Source organism: Pseudomonas sp. 02C 26 (genome assembly GCF_002843585.1).
Classification (GTDB): Bacteria; Pseudomonadota; Gammaproteobacteria; order Pseudomonadales; family Pseudomonadaceae; genus Aquipseudomonas; species Aquipseudomonas shirazensis.
The window spans coordinates 3,781,773-3,798,912 of sequence record NZ_CP025262.1; the positions used below are offsets into that span (position 1 = coordinate 3,781,773).

Genomic DNA, 17,140 nt, shown 5'->3' on the forward strand with positions numbered 1-17,140 from the left:
CATGAACAACCCGACGCATGAGAACCCTACCGTGAACAACGAGCTGCCATCACCCTTGGCCGACATTCATGACCGTGTGATGGAAGCCTATTACGGCAAGCTGGGTGAGCAGTTCATGCGGGAAACCCAAGCCCGCATTCACTGGATCTGCGCTCAGATCAAAGGGCGTCGGGTATTGGATGTGGGCTGTTCGCAAGGGATCGTGCCGTTGCTTCTCGCGCGCGAGGGTTGTCAGGTGACCGGCGTCGACACTAGCCCGCAGGCGATCGAGGAGGCCAAGGCTTACCTCGCTGCCGAGCCTGCGCATGTGCAGCAGAACATTACCTACGTCAACGCCGACTTCCTCGGCCTGGATGTGGTGGATGTAGAGCCTGACACGATCGTCATCAGCGAAGTGCTTGAGCACCTGGTGAGGCCTGAGCTGTTTGTCGAGAAGGCCGCTAGCCTGCTCAAGAGCAATGGACGTCTGGTCATCACCGTACCGTTCGGGGTGAATGACTTTATCGATCACAAACATACATTCTACTTGATGGAGCCCTTCCAACTCCTCAGCGAATACCTGCAGATCACTGAGATCAAGGTCCTGGGCAAATGGCTTGGCATCGTGGCGCAGAAAGCCGCAGTCGCTGACGCGCAGGCAATCGACTCACTGCCGGCGCAACGCGTCCGAGAGCTGGAGAAGGCCTTCGAGGCAATCGAGCGTAATCTGCGCGAGAACATCACGACGATCAGCAAGCGCCTTGAAGAGGCCAACAAGAAATATCGCAGCGCAACTGAACAGATTACCCAGCTCAAGCCGGAAGCCCAAAAAGCTGAAGCCCTGTCACGACAGTTGCAAAGCCGCGAAGCGGATGTTGCCGCCCAGCAAAAATCCAATCGTGAAATCCTCGAAGCCAAGGCGCGAATCGTCCAGGAGCTCGATGAGATAAAGCAGCGTCTGGATGAAGCGAACAGGAAGTACCGCGTCGCGACCGAACAGATCACCCTGCTGAAACCAGAAGCCCAAAAAGTGGAGGCGCTGTCCAAACAGCTGCAGGAGCGGGAGCAAGAACTTGCCACTGTGCAGCGCGCTAGCAGCGAATCACTGCAAGCCAGCGCGACCAACATCCAAGCACTGAAAGATGAGTTGGAGGCTCTCCGCCAGCAGCTCGAAGAAAGCAATGAGAAGTACAGTGCGGCAACGCAACAGTTCGGTCAACTGAAAGAACATCTCGCCGCCGTGGACGTGGCTCGCGCACACGATGAGACTGAGGCCGCACAAAAGCTGCTCTCAGTGCGGAACGACTTGAATAGCGCTCACGTTCGGGAGCAAGCCCTCGAAGAACAACTCCGTGGGTCTAACGCCGAACTACAGCGATCGTTGCAGACATCCTCCGACCAGACGCTGCAAATTGAGCAACTCAGCGCAACGCTAACTCAGCGCCAACACGCGTTAGAGGTACTGACAGAGCAGAGCGGCGCTCTGGACGTAAGGCATTCCGCCCTCCAGGAGCAGCATGCTTCCCTCTATGAGCACATGAGCGCCTTGACTGAGCAAGCCGGTCAGCTACAACGCGAGCACCACGCACAGGCGGATACCATCACCGTCTTGCTGGAGCAGCGTGGTGAGCTGGACCATCAGGTGCAAGTCATGGTCAAGACGAAAGCGCAGGACGACGACCAGCTTGCCCAACAATCGCAGGCAATCGCCGCACTGGAAGAAGCACGAGACGCTCTTGAGCAACAACTGCTGCTGGAGAGCGCTAGCCGTCAAGCGGCCGAAACCATGCTCGCAGCCACCCAGGAGCAATGGCAAGGCCTGCGCCTGCAACTGGAAAATGAACTGAACGCCTCCCGTACAGGACTGGGCGTGGCAAACATGAAATACCGCACCGTAACCGGCGAGCAGATACCGCAACTGAAAGCGAGCCTCAACCAGTTGCTGGAACGCAGTGCGGCTCAGCAACTCAAGATCGACGAACTGAACGAGCATCTACAGCGCGCGAATTCGCAGCGCCACCTTGCCGAACAGCGCCTCGTCAAGACACGCGCCAGCCTGACGTATCAGTTGGGCTATCAGATCAAGAGCAGTGCAAGCTCTCTCGGAGGACTGGTCAAGCTGCCTGTCCGGCTGCTGCGCTTGTACCGAAAAGCCAGCAATCAGCGACAGCAGAGCCAACAGAAGCTTCTGGCCAGCGACGCGCTGAAGGCTGTCCTACCCCCATCCCCACCGCTACAGGACGAAAACTACCTGAAGCTGCCGCCTGTACTTCCGAGTAGCGAACACAGCCGTGCCAACCTGCTTCGCAACGCCGACCAGCCGGCGAGCAAGCTCAGGGTGGCGTGCATCATGGACGAGTTCACCTTCGGCTCCTACCGCCACGAGTGCATCCTGCAACCGCTCACCCCGGTTAACTGGAAAGCTGAACTGGAAGGTTTTGGCCCCGAACTGCTCTTCATTGAGTCTGCCTGGCGCGGCAAGGACGACCTTTGGGGCAGCAAGGTTGGACATAACAGCCAGGAGCTGCAAGGCATCCTCGCCTGGTGCCGTGAGCATGAGGTCCCAACAGTATTCTGGAACAAGGAAGACCCGGTTCACTTCGAGACCTTCCTGACCACTGCCAAACAGTTCGACCACGTATTTACGACGGATATCGACTGCATCCACCGCTACAAGGGCGCGCTGGGCCACGAGCGGGTCTACCTGCTGCCGTTTGCCTGCCAGCCAGCGCTGCACAACCCGATCGAACTCTATGAACGCAAGGACGCCTTCTGCTTTGCCGGCGCCTACTACGCACGCTACCCCGAGCGAACCCGTGACCTGGGTAACTTTGTCAGCGAGCTGGCCAAGTTCCGTCCCCTGGAGATCTTCGACCGAAACTACGGCAAGAACGATGCGAACTACCAGTTCCCGGCCGAGTACCAGCCCTACATCGTCGGCACCTTGCCATTCGAGAAAATCGACACTGCCTACAAAGGCTACCGCTACGCGATCAACCTCAACTCGATCAAGCAGTCGCAATCGATGTTCGCGCGCCGGGTATTCGAGCTGCTGGGCTGCAATACGCTCACCGTGAGTAACTTCTCACGGGGCGTACGCCTGATGTTCGGCGACCTGGTTGTAACGACCGACAACGGTGAAGAGATGCTGCGGCGCCTCCAATTGTTGGCTGAAAACCCGCTCAACAGCGACAAACTGCGCCTGGCGGCCCTGCGCAAGGTCATGCAAGAGCATACCTACACCCAGCGGCTCGACTATGTGGTGAGCAAGGTCAGTGGCAAGACCGAAGCCCATCACCTGCCTCAGGTTGCGCTGATTGGCGAAGCCAATGATCGCGATCAATTGGCTGCACTGCGCAACCACCTGAACTGCCAGACCCACGACAACGTGCGACTGTTCATTATCACCGATGCTTTCGATGCCAGTGCGGTGCAGGACGATGCACGCATCCAGGTAGTCAAGCGTGCGCAGTTGAAGAAGACCACCCTGGGCGAGCTGATCGGCGAAACTCCATGGGTTGCAGGGCTGTGCGCTGACGACCACTACGGCCCCAACTACCTGCTGGACCTTGCCTTGGCGACGCGTTACAGCCGCGCCAAAGTAGTCGGCAAGGTCGCGCACTTCGCTTGGGACGGCCAAGGTGCTCAGTTGCTCGCGGATGGCAAAGCCTACCGTCCTACCGAAACCTTGAGCGCACGACGCTCGATGGTCTCAGCCGACCTGGTTGCTGCCCAGCCGCTTCGCAGCTGGCTGAAAAACCTGCCGTCACTGAACTACACCTATGAGCAGAGTCTGGCCATCGACCCGTTCAACTACTGTGAGAACGGCGAAGCGCAAGCGCAAGCCATCTCTAGCCAGGTCAACGACCTTGAGATCGACTGCGGCCTCACCATAGGTCAATTGCAGGCCCGTGCTGAAGCCATTGCGCCTTTGGAGGTCAGCCACGACGCACCGGAGATCTCGGGGCGCGCCATGGCTGAACTGTTCAGCGTAACGCGTAACAAGTTTCTGGACCTGGAAGTGGATGGCGACAACTGGCGCGTCCACTCCAGGCTGGAGGACGGCAAGCATGAATACGTGTATTCCCTGCAAGACACCAAACTGGACGAGCTCAATATCGAGAGCGGCCAGTTAAAGCTGTTCCTTGACTGCACCCCAGGTCTCAACTTGCAGTTGGTGGTGATGTTCCTGGATGCCGACAAGCAACGGATCAGTCACGTCATGCAGCACGCCAACAGGAACCAGACGTCGGAGGTTCCGCCCGAAGCGGTCTTCGTCCGCTTTGGCCTGCGCGCCTACGCTGCTGGCAACACCGAGATCAAAGCGCTGGTGCTCGGCCATCGCAACCTGCAGCCATCGGAGATGTTAGCGCGGGCGGAACATCTGCTGGTAACCAATCACTATCCTGCCTATGCAGACCTCTACCGCAATGGCTTCGTTCATACACGGGTCACGGCCTATCAGGAACAGCGATTGTGCGTCGATATTTTCCGACTGCGCAAGCATGAAGCCGTGAGCTACCACGAGTTCCAGAACGTGGACGTCGTGACGGGCTGCCAATCAACGCTTGGCAAGATGCTGGAAAGCGGACAGTACAAAAGCGTGCTGGTGCACTTCCTTGATCCTGAGATGTGGGAAGTACTCAAGCACCTTAGCCCTACCGTGAAAATTGTGGTGTGGGTGCACGGTGCCGAAATCCAGCCTTGGTGGCGCCGTGAGTACAACTACGCAGACGAAAACCAGTTGGCGTCAGCGAAACTTGAGAGCGACAAGCGCATGGCGTTCTGGCGCGAAACGCTGGGCAACATGCCGAAAAACCTGAAGCTGGTATTCGTCTCTCGCTACTTTGCCGAAGAGGTGATGGAAGACCTTGGATTCCGTATTCCTGAAGCGTGCTACGAGATCATTCACAATCCGATTGATACGGAGACATTCTCCTATCATGAGAAACCCCTCGAACAGCGCTTGAAGCTACTGTCCATACGTCCCTATGCATCAGCCAAATACGCCAATGACTTGAGCGTGAAGGCAATCGAACTGCTAGCCGAAAAGCCCTACTTCAATAACCTCGAGATCCGTATGATCGGTGACGGGGCCTTGTTTGAGCAGACCCTTGCGCCCCTGCGCAGGTTCTCGAACGTCACCATCGAGCGCGGCTTCCTTAAACATCAGGAAATCGCTGCATTGCATAAGGAATACGGTCTCTTCCTCTGCCCTACCCGCATGGACGCGCAAGGTGTTTCCCGTGATGAGGCCATGGCCTCCGGGCTCGTGGCCGTAACCAACAACGTAACAGCCATTCCAGAGTTCGCCGATGAGGATTGCGCAATACTGGCTCCCGGGGATGATGCCCAGGCGATGGCGGCAGGGATTGCCCGTGTTGTCGAGTCACCAGAATTATTCCGCAGGTTATCCGCGGCAGCACGTGCGCGCGTGGAAAATCAAACTGCCAAGCATTCGATCATCACCCGTGAAATCGAACTGATTCAACAGGATTGATAGTCGAAGCTACCTGCCTGGAGCGCCGAGCCGCCTGGTCACCTACCCAGTGACAGGTTGGCATCGAGCGCACGGGCCGCTTTTAGGTAATGACATGCAAGTAATCAACGTTCTTATTTTTGGCAGCTGTGTGTCGCGAGACGCGGTCGAATATGACAAAGACGGGATCATCACCCTCGTCGATTATTTTGCGCGCTCTTCATTGGCCGGTGTGGGTACCGCCGCCAGCGATCGCGAGGTCTCACTGTCGGAGATCACGTCTGCGTTCCAGCGCCGAATCGTGACGTATGAACTGGAGAAAACGTTTCTTGCCAGAGTGCAGCGCGAGGCATTCGATGTCCTGCTCATCGACTTGATTGATGAGCGCTTCGCGCTGTCCCGCTCACCCGAAACCGGCGCGATTTTTTCCCTCTCCAACGAACTGTTGAAAACCGACTTCACGACTGCCTACCCCCAGCATGAGACAGTGCCTGCGGTGAGTGACGAGCATTTTGCATTGTGGGAGCGGGGTTGGCAGGTGCTGGTAGGGATACTCCTGAAAACGCAGCAGCTCGACAAAGTGTTGGTCAACCGAGTCTTGTGGGCCAAGAGGGATGTTGAGGGACGTTCGCTCGAAGACATGTACAGAGAAGGCTGGATCGAGAAGAACAACGACTTTCTCCGTAAAATGTACAAACGAATGGCACAGGATCTTCAGCCAGACCAGTTTGTGACATTTTCTGCAGACGAACTGCATGCAGACCCTGCACACAAGTGGGGAGTGAGTCCTTTTCATTACACCCCCGGCACCTACGAAAAGGTGCTGGAGGCCATGACCACTTTCAATTGCTCTAATCGTGAAAACTTACAGCCCATGATGCTAGCCAAGCAGTTATCAATGCTGGAATTTGGTCAAGACGTTGACGTCGTGACGTTGCACAGCGCCGCCACTATCGACACCCTGCCCGGTCTGAATGACTTCTACACTCAGGTCACGACCCGTGACGCCGAAGACATAGTCAATTCCAGCCTCGCAGGGAAGCCAGTGTTGGTCGCATCACCTCGACATGCTGGCACCATGAGAATGTTGGGCAGCACGTACCTGGCCAGTAGAAACTTCATTTATTTCGACGACAACGGCACATTGGCCGTAATGGTGCAACATCATAAGTTCTGCCGAGCCTTGTATTACCCTGCATTGCGTTTACTCTTGAAGCTTGACACCATCGACTTGCCGAACAGCTGCCTTAATGTGCTCCACGAGTACTGTGCCTCACGCAAAGACGAATTTGAGCAGTACTTCTTATCCGCCGTGTTGGTGCAAAACCGCAGCGCTGGTCTCCTGGTTTCCTATGCTCGGCCATATCACTATTTTTATGATATGTTGCCTAGTGCAATGACCTACCGGGACAGCGTTCGCGCAGAGCACGACATTCTCAGTATTCGTGGCGGAAGCTTCTTCCCTGCTTTCAGTATGTTCGGCAAGGATCAAGGGCGTGAGTTCGAGTCTGACGCAGCACTGAGCGACTATCTACTCGCGCAAAGAAAATCAATTGTATCCTCTGGGTACCCTCAGTCTCGTCCGAGTGACTTCATCCAGTATGATGCACTGATCGTGACGGAAAGCCTGCGAAGGCTGCAGCGTGATGAGCCCATATTGATAGAAAGGCTAGAGGGCGCTGACGGGGTCTTCTGGTTCGGCTTGTGCTTGGAAAAACGAATTTGGAAAGAACAAATTCAAGCCATTCGCGAAATAATCGCCGATCTATTGCAGGCTCACAGTGCGCCGTTGTTCATCTTTGATGGCTTGACGGCGACAGAAGATGCAGGACCGAACTTCAGAGCCACCGCATGTGGCGCTGAAATGAAGCTACTCAACGACGTGGTGATAGGCCTAGTACCGCAAAACACCATTGTTAACCTGATTGGTGTCAGCGCGCAGAAAAAAATTGCCTGCGCCCACTACGTTTCGCTATTCCTGACCAGCTTCCTCACCGACTCAATGTATGTTGCGCGCTTCAACCGCAGACCAGGTATAGGCTACGGCGCGCGGACTGCAATGCACACCGATCACGTTCACCCCGATACCTACTTTGTCCCTCTGTCTTGGGTAGTGGACGACCCGGCGGGCAGCCGCAATTGGTCAGAGGTCTCCTATTCGATAGATCCAAACTTGATGCGTTCGTATTACGACGCCGTGAGGAAGAAGAACACGTCGCGGCTGGACGTGAAGGGCATACAACTCAAAGCCTCGAGCGATGTGACGCTGACCGTCATCGACGACGGTATTGAACTCACCGCGGACACTGGCCAACGGCATATGTTGCTGGCGCTGGTGCCTGATCGAGCAAAAGTCATGCGCTTGCCAGGGGATCTTGAGATACCCGCCAACACCTCGATCGTTATACGGTTTCTCGGTAAATCAGACCGTAAGTTGTCGATCAGCACCGTCGTAACCATTAAAGATGACCGCCGTGGAGCTGAAAGCGAATACATCACACTCGGCAAATCCCTGCACCTGCCGGCCGTGCCTTCAGCGCGCCGGGTAAGCTTTGCAGTCCGCCTGAAAGGCGAAGGGCGCGCCGCCATTCGAGCCCTCGACTGTATTTCACTGGAAGCGCCCATGCCGTCAAATGACTTAGATACCTCCGGTTACCGAGCGTTTGATGTCGCGGCTACCCCCGACAGCATTGCCAACCTCCCGCAGGTCACAGCAAACTATCGTTGCGATCTCTCAGGGACGCCGCTGTATTTCAGGTATGTACCCAACGGCTCACAAAATCTCCTGGTATTTTTCCACTCGGCGTTGACCCGAACAGCGGACAACAAAATGCCCGCGTTTGCAGGTAACGGCGCGATTGGCCTCGTTGATGCAAATATTCTGATGATCAGTGACCCGGCGATCACCGACGACAACAACATTTCTTTGGCGTGGTATGCAGGAATGGAGGGCGTCCCCTTCCAAACTGCAATTCAGAACCTGATTGAAGGTTTTTCCCACGCGGTAGGGTCACGCCGCACAGTTTTATACGGCGGAAGCGGCGGTGGGTTTGCGAGTTTGTATTATGGGCGAAACTTGCCAAACAGCTATTCGATAGGGGCAAACCCGCAAATCAATATCAGTTCGTACAACGAGGGATCGGTAACAGCGTATTTGAACACGTGTTTCCCATCGTCTGGTGAAGGCAGCAACGATTCCAGGCTGAAACAGACGGGTATTGACTACACGCTCAGCCGAAATTTCCAACAGAATACCGTTATTTATTTGCAGAATGTGCACGACCATCACCACATCAATGTCCACCTGCCACAGTATTTCAGCGGAAAATCCCCGGACATTGCGCTTGGCGGAAACTGGGTGGATGAAAACACCCTCATGTACATTTCGAACGCTTGGGGATTGGGACATGCTGCCCCCCCAAGAGCATTCGTATTTGAAGCATTGAAGTACCTCTTCTCGGCTTCCTTCTGCCGGGAAGAACTTGAACAGACGCTCCGCAGACTCGATGACAAAAATGCGTCACTGATCAATCGCGTTTCGCTACGGCGCGACGGTGAGCAGTTGGTGTGTGCAATCACCGCGAACCTGCCTTCAGGTTCTGAAGGTGATGCGCGCTATGCCTTCTACTTGCTTCAAGATGGCAAGCGCATTGCCTACATCCCTTATCAAGCAGACGCCAAGATTACATTCAAGGCCGAAAACGACGTTGCACGCTATCAAGCGGTGGGCTTCGTGCGCTTCGCTGATCGTACGAGTTCTGTGAAATCTAATAAAATCATCGGGAGTACGGAATGAAAACCCTGATTCTGGACTGCACCCTTCGAGACGGGGGTTATTACAACGCCTGGAATTTCCCGATCACGGTGATCAACGACTATCTGCAGGCCATGTCAGCCGCAAAAGTTGACATCGTTGAACTCGGGTTGCGCTCACTCAAAAACGCAGGATTCCAAGGCGCAACAGCATTTACGACAGACGAATTTATTCGCAGCCTGGTCCTGCCGAGTGATTTGACTTTTGGCGTCATGATCAATGCCTCCGAACTCATGGGCAGGGACCGGTCTCTTGAGCAAACCCTCCAGCTCCTGTTCCCAGAAGAAGCCCAAACCTCACCCGTACAGCTGGTCCGCATCGCCTGCCATGTGCATGAGTTCAAAGCGGCCCTGCCCGCCTCGTCTTGGCTGAAGGAGCGTGGATTTCTTGTCGGCTTCAACCTCATGCAGATTTCGGATAGAAGTCAGCAAGAGGTCGAGGCACTGGCGGAAGAGGCAGTACGCTGGCCGTTGGATGCGTTGTACTTCGCAGACAGCATGGGCAGCATGAACCCGACGCAAACGGCAGAAACCATCGGATGGCTACGTCGTCACTGGAAAGGGGCGATGGGTATCCACACTCATGACAACATGGGCATGGCACTACAGAATACGCTAGGCGCTCTCGCTAACGGCGTTACCTGGCTTGACGCAACCGTCACTGGGATGGGGCGCGGTCCGGGCAACGCCAAAACTGAGCAGCTTGCACTGGAAATCGCCGAACGTCGTGGTGAAGCGTGCAACATCGTCCCACTGATGGGGCTGATTCGTAAGTATTTTCAGCCGATGCAGCAGTCGTGCGGATGGGGCACCAATACCTATTATTACCTGGCGGGTAAGTACGGGATCCACCCGACTTATATTCAGGAAATGCTCGGCGACTCTCGGTACAGTGAAGAAGACATCTTGGCTGTCATCGAGCATTTGCGCATCGAGGGTGGTAAAAAGTTCAGCCCAAATACACTAGAGGCTGCACGTAATTTCTACCAAGGCCCGCCTCGGGGGAATTGGCGCCCTGCCAGCGTGCTGAAGGGCCGAGAAGTACTACTGCTGGGTACCGGTCCCGGAGTTGGTGAACATCGGGTAGCGCTGGAGCGCTATATCAAGCAGGCGAAACCTTACGTGATGGCCCTTAATACCCAGGGTCAAATCGGGGCGGAGTTCATCGATGTCCGGCTTGCCTGCCACCCTGTCAGGCTGCTTGCCGATTGCGAGGAGCATGTCACGCTCCCACAACCGCTGATCACTCCCGCCGCGATGCTGCCGCAGGACGTTCGTCAGGCGCTAGAGGGGAAAGACCTGCTGGACTTCGGTGTTGAGGTCAAGCATGGCGAGTTTGAATTCCATGAAGACTTTTGCGTCCTGCCAACGGCACTGGTCATCGCCTATGCACTCGCCGTGTCGGCAAGCGGCGGCGCCCGACGCATCCTGCTTGCGGGTTTCGACGGCTATGAGGCTGAAGACCCTCGCAATAATGAAATGAACAAATTGCTTTCGCTGTACCGTCGCAGTGCGGGTGCCGTCGATATGCTGGCGATCACGCCTACGCGTTACGAGGTTCCTGCAGCGAGTGTGTACGGCAGACTGGGAGATCACGCATGAGTGTTTCATGCTTCCTACCGTGCAGAAAGGGTAGCGAGCGCGTACCGCGCAAAAACATTAAAAAATTCGCCGGTTTCGAGTTCGGATTGATTGAAATCAAACTCAACCAACTGGATCAGTGCGAGCAAATCGATGAAGTGGTGCTCAGCACAAACGATGAAGAAATCCTTGATTTCGCCAAAGCCTTTAAATCAAAAAAACTGCATATACACGTGCGCGAAGACGCATTGGCGAGCAGTGCTACCAGTACCGATCAACTGATCGCGCTGGCCGAACAGATCACCAATGAAGAGCACATAATCTGGACACATGTCACTTCGCCATTTTATAGCAGCCGCAGCTACGCAGACGCGATCGACGCCTATTTCAGCGCACGCGAATCAGGCTACGACTCGCTGATGTCGGTGAAGGCCGTTCATGGTTTCCTGTGGAAAGGCCAGCAGCCACTGAACTACGATAGAAACGTCGAAAAATGGCCGCGTACGCAGACACTAGCGCCTATCTATGAAATTGACAGTGCTATTTTCATCCTGGACCGCGCGGGATACCGCACCCACCAGGATCGAATTGGCGCCAAGCCTTTCTTGCATGTCTCGAACCGGCTCCAAGGCTTCGATATTGACTGGCCTGACGACTTCACCTTGGCAGAAGCCATGATCAACAGCGGCGTGGCGGCTGTATGAAGTTCAGCGATTACGCAACCGTAGTATTTGATTGCGATGGGGTCATACTCGACTCCAATCGGATCAAGACCGAGGCATTTCATCAAGCGGCCCTGCCGTATGGTGCGGAAGCAGCAAGAAACCTGGTGGAGTATCACACGCAAAACGGCGGTATCTCGCGATACAAGAAGTTCGAGTATTTTCTGTCGAATCTCGTGCCTGCCGACATGACGGGGCCCACACTGCAACAGCTGCTGGCCACGTATGCAGCAGCAGTCAAGGCTGGGCTCGCTTCATGCGCTAGCGCCAAGGGCTTGGAAACGTTGCGCCGTGCTAATCCTTCTGCGCGCTGGTTGGTCGCCTCGGGTGGCGACCAAGTGGAGTTACGCGAGGTCTTTGCGAGTAGAGGCCTGACACCTCTATTTGACGGGGGGATATTTGGCAGCCCTGATGACAAGTTAGATATTTTGGCAAGAGAAATGACCTCAGGTAATATTTTAATGCCTGCACTGTTTCTTGGCGACAGTAAGTACGATCATGTCGTGGCACTCAGCCAGCGAATCGATTTTGTTTTCTTGTCAGCCTGGAGCGAGTTCGCTGACAGGGAAACGTATTGCAGCCATCACTCGATAAGCGTATTTGAGACTTTAGAAGATTTGATAGGGGACGTTGAAATTGCTTAAAAAGACTTGGATGTTGTGTGCACTGGCTATGCTGGCCGGCTGTGGAGAGGGCAGCGGCAGCGCTGACCAGCGCCTTGCTTCGACCCCGCAAGCTTCGCAACAGGGTGTGTTGCATAAAAATGCCATCCACCTGCCGAGTGGAGAAAACCTTGATATTGCCGGCCGGTTGCGCAGCTATAACTTGCTGAGCAATGAGCAAGGTGACTTTGACCGTTATGTGTTTGAATCGCCTGAAGATCTGATGGCTCTCGAAGGACAGATCTACTCCACACTGGCGAAACGGGGTTATGTTCGCAAGATCAAGAGCGAAACACCTGGATTGTTCGTCGTTCGCTACGCGAAGCGTAATGCGCCGTCCATCATGATCAGTTACGAAACCCGCCAAAATGGTACGGCAGAATTTAAGACACAGATGAAAATCAACTGGAAAAATAGCTGACAGCGCATCGCCTGTCTTGAAAAGCAGGCACCCCCTTGCGGGGCGTGTCTGTTTCGGAAAACTATATGTTTGTCACGGATCTTTTGCGCTGGGCCTGGTCTGTCGGAGGTAAGATTTTCCGAGTAGTACCTGCTGCATCCATATTGGTCGTCATTTTCACACTGGCCTCCCAGGTGTCTGCTTTGTTAGCGGCACTGCTTCCACTTAAAGTCATCATCTTGCTGGGGTCCGAACGTGTCCCCGCCTACTTTCCGGCGCTGCTCCACGGTTATGAGCGTTCAACGCTTATCCTCGGCTTATGCATCACTGCAGTCGTATTTTTTACGTTTCACCTCATTGCCGAAGGACTGCTCACCCGGCTGTCGGACCACGGCGCACGTGCATTGATTGCCCGCAGTCGAAAATTGACCTTGTTTGACAATCAGGAACGCACCCTGAGCAAGGCGTACCAGCGCTTTGCGGGCACCTTGGCAGGTGGCGTCTTCATCGCGATCGCCAGTATTGCGCTGATCACCGTTTACCCCTTGCAAGCATTGGTCGTCGCAGGCTATCTGGCGATCACATGGGCGGGACTGACCCTGATCCACCATTTCACTTCAGTTTTCCATGGCCACACCGAAGATCATCTATTCAAACTGATTGGCATCCTGGGCAGTGTCGGATTTTTCATCACCTTCGGCTGCATAGTTGCAGATATTTTATTGGGCTCCGATGTTTCGGTGTTCTGGGCGCTGTTCACCCTCTTACTGGTGCGTCAGGTCTTGCGGCGGTGTGCGTCGTTCGTAACAGATCTGATCAGCCTGTATGGGCAACGCTTGCAGTTGAATGCCTTGCTTTTTCAAGGGCATGTCTATTCAGGAAAGGCTAATGGCGAGGCGTCCGGTTCGCTTTGGTCTCTGGCAGACCCGCAGAAAACCCACACATGGATATCGCCACTTATTCAACGCCTGATTGGGAACATCGAGACTGAATTTGAACTGCATATTCTCCAATCCGGCATGGCGGACCTTGTCCAGTGGCGAGTTGAGGTAGCGGGAAGTGGCCAATCCTACCTGGTCAAGGTATTCGGTAAGAGCAGGGCTGCTCTGGCTCGACATGAAGCGAGTCTGTTTACAGTAATGAATGAGGGAAGCGCTCCTCTTGGCCAGCTTTGCTTGGTAGAAGAGGTGGACGGTTTCCATTGCCATGTGTTTCTGTGGCCCGTCCCCAGCGTCTTGGACCCAGCCCTGGCGAAGCGCGCATCGATGCAGGTTACCAGCGGTTTGCTCGCGCTCTCTCCATCCTCCTCGCTGGTCGACATGTTTAGCCGGTCACGGCCGATGCTGTGGCAAAGAATAGACCTTGAGGTTTTGCCACGGCTCGAACTCTTTGCCCATGACAGTCGCGATTTAGCGAAAAAATGGAATGGATCATGGGCCGCCATCAGGTCGCGTCTACAAAATATGCCGCTGACCTTGATGACGACAGACCTATCACCCGACGCCATAGGCTACGACGGGGACGGCGTAATCTGGGCGTGCCAATGGGGACGTTGGTCCTTGGAACCTGTCGGGGCGGGCTGGCCGGTATCTGAGAAAACGCTGCCGTTCCTGGAGTTTGCCCTGATCGAAGCGCAAAGGAGTCGTCCGGAGTTACGGCATGTAGAGCTGGATGACGCCAAGCTTGCCGCGTACGCCTTTGCTTTCGAAAAAGCCTGTCAACGCCAGAATTATAGAACAGCTGTCGAGTTGCTTGACCTTATCTTCGCGCTCTCGGTCTCCTTGGATACCTGCCGCCAGTAGAGACTTTGTGTCACGCGTCATTTTTTGTTTTAGCGTACGTATGTATTTTGGAGGTTATGTGGCCAATGTCGCCATGGTGGTATGGAACGAGTTTCGCAATGACGCCCGGGTGCTTAAAGAAGCCCAAACGCTCGCTGCTGCCGGTCACCACGTCACAGTACATGCGCTGCATACACCTGGCGTCACTCACGAATACGAGCGGCTTGAGTCAGGTATAGAGGTTTCACGCGTGGCGCGCAGCCCTTTTTGGAAGTGGCGCAAGCGCCCGTCTGCGGCGCCAACGGATGCTAAAGAGGGACAGCGCTCGCAACGGCCCCCCCTGTCACAGTCAGGGCCTCTGCCGAAACTTAGTCCTGTGCGTCAGATAATGCGGATTGCGGCAAGGCTATGGACCCACGCAGGTCTGTTTTGGCGTATGGCACGCCTGCGTGCCAATATCATCCACGCCCACGATGTGAATACATTGCCAACTGCTTGGCTTGCGGCCAGATGCTCCGGTGCGAAACTTATTTACGATGCCCACGAAATCAGCACAAGCCGTGAAGGCTATGCGAGTTTTCGTCGACTGGTAGCACTGGTCGAGCAGATACTGATGCCCCGCGTGTCGGGCACCATCACGACGACTCAGGCTCGTGCCAAGTTCTTCGCTAGGGCGTATGGCATCCCACGGCCGATCGTGCTTCAAAATCGACCACGCATGCAGACTGCAACACGCTCATCGCGTATCCGGGATGAACTCGGATTGGACAAAGCTTGGCCCATCATAGTGTATCAAGGCGGCGTACAACAGGGTCGAGGGCTGGAGCGCCTGGCGACGATTGCTGCAGAAGTACCCAACGCATACTTCGTCTTCATCGGGGGCGGGCGCCTCAATCAAACGCTGCACGCCATAGTCGAAACCCTGGCCCTCCAGGAACGCGTGCATTTTATCCCCACAGTGCCGCTCGCAGAGCTGCCGACTTATACCGCCTCCGCGGATATAGGGGTGCAGCCCATCGAGAATACGTGCCTGAATCACTATACGACCGATTCCAACAAGTTGTTTGAGTACGTTCAAGCGGGCCTGCCTGTCGTGGCTTCTGACCTTCCGGAGATCCGCCAGGTCGTCTCCCGCCATGACCTGGGCTTACTTGTTCCGCCAGGGGACAGTGCAGCATTGGCATCTGCGCTACGCACCTTGGTGGAGGATGTTGGAAAACGCAAACACCATGCGACGCAAGCGTGCAAAGCGGCACAGGTCCTGCACTGGGAAGGGCAAGAGTACGAGCTCGTTCAGCTCTACGAACGCGTTCAAGCAAATATGCTACCCATGAGAAGCAGCGCCGAGTGATGAAAAAACGAATCCTGCTACTGACATTCTTCTACCCACCTGACTTGAGCGCCGGATCGTTTCGCGCCCATGCATTGGTTGAAGCAATGCGCTTGCAATCTTTGGGTTGCGCGCACATTGATGTGCTCACAACTCAGCCGAACCGTTATCACACCCATGCAAAAATCGCTGACAGCGTCGAAGATTCAGGACATGTACGCATTCGCCGGATTCAGTTGCCACCCCATAAGAGCGGCATGCTGGACCAGTCTCGCGCGTTCGTGCAGTTCGCGCGTATCGCGGCGCGGTTAGCGCGCGAGGAACGATATGATCTGGTGATCGCCACCTCCTCACGATTGATGACAGCAGTGTTAGGCGCATGGGTTGCATATCGACAGGGGGCAAAACTCTACCTGGACATACGCGACCTGTTTGTCAAAAACATCGACGAACTGTTTTCTGCCCCCTTGGCGAGGCCGTTGTCAGCGATCTTCGGCGCGCTGGAGCGCTTCACTATCGGAAGGGCACATCGGGTCAATCTTGTCTCGCGAGGCTTCCTCGAGTATTTCAACGCTCGTTACCCTGGCAGACCCTTTTCATTGTTCTCTAACGGTGTGGATAAAGACTTCGTAGATTTTCCAGTGAGCGCGCCGGCCCCGCAAATTGAGCAACGACCGGTGGAAGTGTTATATGCCGGCAATATCGGGGATGGGCAAGGGCTTCATTTAATCATTCCCCAGCTCGCCAAGCAGCTAGAGGGCAAAGTTCAGTTTCGGGTTGTCGGCGCAGGGGGGCGCTTGCAAATGCTGCAGCAGGCTATATATGAACAAGGGGTGACCAATGTCGAACTGCTGGGGCCCGTCGCGCGAAAAGAGCTGCTTAACATGTACCATCAGTCAGATGTGCTGTTCCTCCACCTGAATGACTTCCAGTCGTTTCACCGGGTGCTGCCTTCGAAGCTCTTTGAATACGCCGCCACCGGTAAGCCGATCTGGGCGGGAGCTAGTGGTTACACTGCAGAATTTATCGGCAAGGAAGTTACTAACGCTGGCGTCTTTGCACCTTGCAACCCTGCAGATGCGCTACAGGCGTTCCAGACACTCCATTTCGAGCAGATACCACGACCGGAATTCGTATTGCGCTTTGCGCGCAATCGGATAATGAAACCTATGGCGACTGAGGTTTTGGAGTTGATGAATTCAGGCGAATGAATGTTCGCCAAGCCAACGGCGAACACTGGTGATTCATTCTGCTTGCCGTCGCGGACAGCTCTTACGGCTAATACGCCTATCGCATAGACTTCCGCCATGGCAAGCACGGGAGTCTACCAGCATACCCCTCCCTCATAATCCAGACCTTTCTGCGCCTCACCCTTGCTGCTAAGCTCATCCCC

At 55.1% G+C, this 17,140-nt stretch carries 9 protein-coding genes; all 9 read left to right on the forward strand.

The window, feature by feature from the left end; genetic code table 11:
- Position 1 precedes the first annotated feature (1 nt).
- The 9 genes from CXQ80_RS17285 to CXQ80_RS17325 all read left to right on the forward strand — a co-directional run bounded on the left by CXQ80_RS17285 (position 2) and on the right by CXQ80_RS17325 (position 16,958).
- Positions 2–5,479, forward strand: coding sequence for a glycosyltransferase (locus CXQ80_RS17285; protein ID WP_101321616.1), 5,478 nt, complete (start codon positions 2–4; stop codon positions 5,477–5,479).
- Between the two features lie 94 nt (positions 5,480–5,573).
- Positions 5,574–9,254 (forward strand): DUF6270 domain-containing protein, encoded by a 3,681-nt coding sequence (locus CXQ80_RS17290; protein ID WP_101321617.1) that lies wholly within the window; start codon positions 5,574–5,576, stop codon positions 9,252–9,254.
- The gene (locus CXQ80_RS17295) at positions 9,251–10,873 is read left to right on the forward strand and encodes an aldolase catalytic domain-containing protein (RefSeq protein WP_101321618.1); all 1,623 of its coding nucleotides are present in this window, start codon (positions 9,251–9,253) and stop codon (positions 10,871–10,873) included. Before CXQ80_RS17290 ends, CXQ80_RS17295 begins: the two co-directional genes overlap by 4 nt.
- Entirely contained in the window at positions 10,870–11,556 is a 687-nt protein-coding gene (locus tag CXQ80_RS17300) for a cytidylyltransferase domain-containing protein (RefSeq protein WP_101321619.1), read from the forward strand. The genes CXQ80_RS17295 and CXQ80_RS17300 overlap by 4 nt, the downstream gene beginning before the upstream one ends.
- Entirely contained in the window at positions 11,553–12,218 is a 666-nt protein-coding gene (locus tag CXQ80_RS17305) for an HAD family hydrolase (RefSeq protein ID WP_101321620.1), read from the forward strand. The genes CXQ80_RS17300 and CXQ80_RS17305 overlap by 4 nt, the downstream gene beginning before the upstream one ends.
- Positions 12,211–12,657 carry a hypothetical protein gene (locus CXQ80_RS17310; RefSeq protein WP_157831761.1) on the forward strand — a complete coding sequence of 149 codons (447 nt, stop codon included), beginning with the start codon at positions 12,211–12,213 and terminating at the stop codon, positions 12,655–12,657. The genes CXQ80_RS17305 and CXQ80_RS17310 overlap by 8 nt, the downstream gene beginning before the upstream one ends.
- A 65-nt stretch (positions 12,658–12,722) precedes the next feature.
- Positions 12,723–14,438 carry a hypothetical protein gene (locus CXQ80_RS17315; RefSeq protein ID WP_101321622.1) on the forward strand — a complete coding sequence of 572 codons (1,716 nt, stop codon included), beginning with the start codon at positions 12,723–12,725 and terminating at the stop codon, positions 14,436–14,438.
- A 7-nt stretch (positions 14,439–14,445) separates the two neighbouring features.
- Complete coding sequence (locus CXQ80_RS17320) at positions 14,446–15,768, forward strand: glycosyltransferase family 4 protein (protein WP_256585586.1); 1,323 nt, start codon at positions 14,446–14,448, stop codon at positions 15,766–15,768.
- Complete coding sequence (locus CXQ80_RS17325; RefSeq protein ID WP_101321623.1) at positions 15,768–16,958, forward strand: glycosyltransferase family 4 protein; 1,191 nt, start codon at positions 15,768–15,770, stop codon at positions 16,956–16,958. Before CXQ80_RS17320 ends, CXQ80_RS17325 begins: the two co-directional genes overlap by 1 nt.
- The last annotated feature ends 182 nt before the right edge of the window (positions 16,959–17,140 follow it).

Bases quoted from the DNA above. Each gene is read 5' to 3' on its own strand.
- CXQ80_RS17285 (WP_101321616.1), top strand. From the start codon at position 2: ATGAACAACCCGACGCATGAGAACCCTACCGTGAACAACGAGCTGCCA.
- CXQ80_RS17290 (WP_101321617.1), top strand. From the start codon at position 5,574: ATGCAAGTAATCAACGTTCTTATTTTTGGCAGCTGTGTGTCGCGAGAC.
- CXQ80_RS17295 (WP_101321618.1), top strand. From the start codon at position 9,251: ATGAAAACCCTGATTCTGGACTGCACCCTTCGAGACGGGGGTTATTAC.
- CXQ80_RS17300 (WP_101321619.1), top strand. From the start codon at position 10,870: ATGAGTGTTTCATGCTTCCTACCGTGCAGAAAGGGTAGCGAGCGCGTA.
- CXQ80_RS17305 (WP_101321620.1), top strand. From the start codon at position 11,553: ATGAAGTTCAGCGATTACGCAACCGTAGTATTTGATTGCGATGGGGTC.
- CXQ80_RS17315 (WP_101321622.1), top strand. From the start codon at position 12,723: ATGTTTGTCACGGATCTTTTGCGCTGGGCCTGGTCTGTCGGAGGTAAG.
- CXQ80_RS17325 (WP_101321623.1), top strand. From the start codon at position 15,768: ATGAAAAAACGAATCCTGCTACTGACATTCTTCTACCCACCTGACTTG.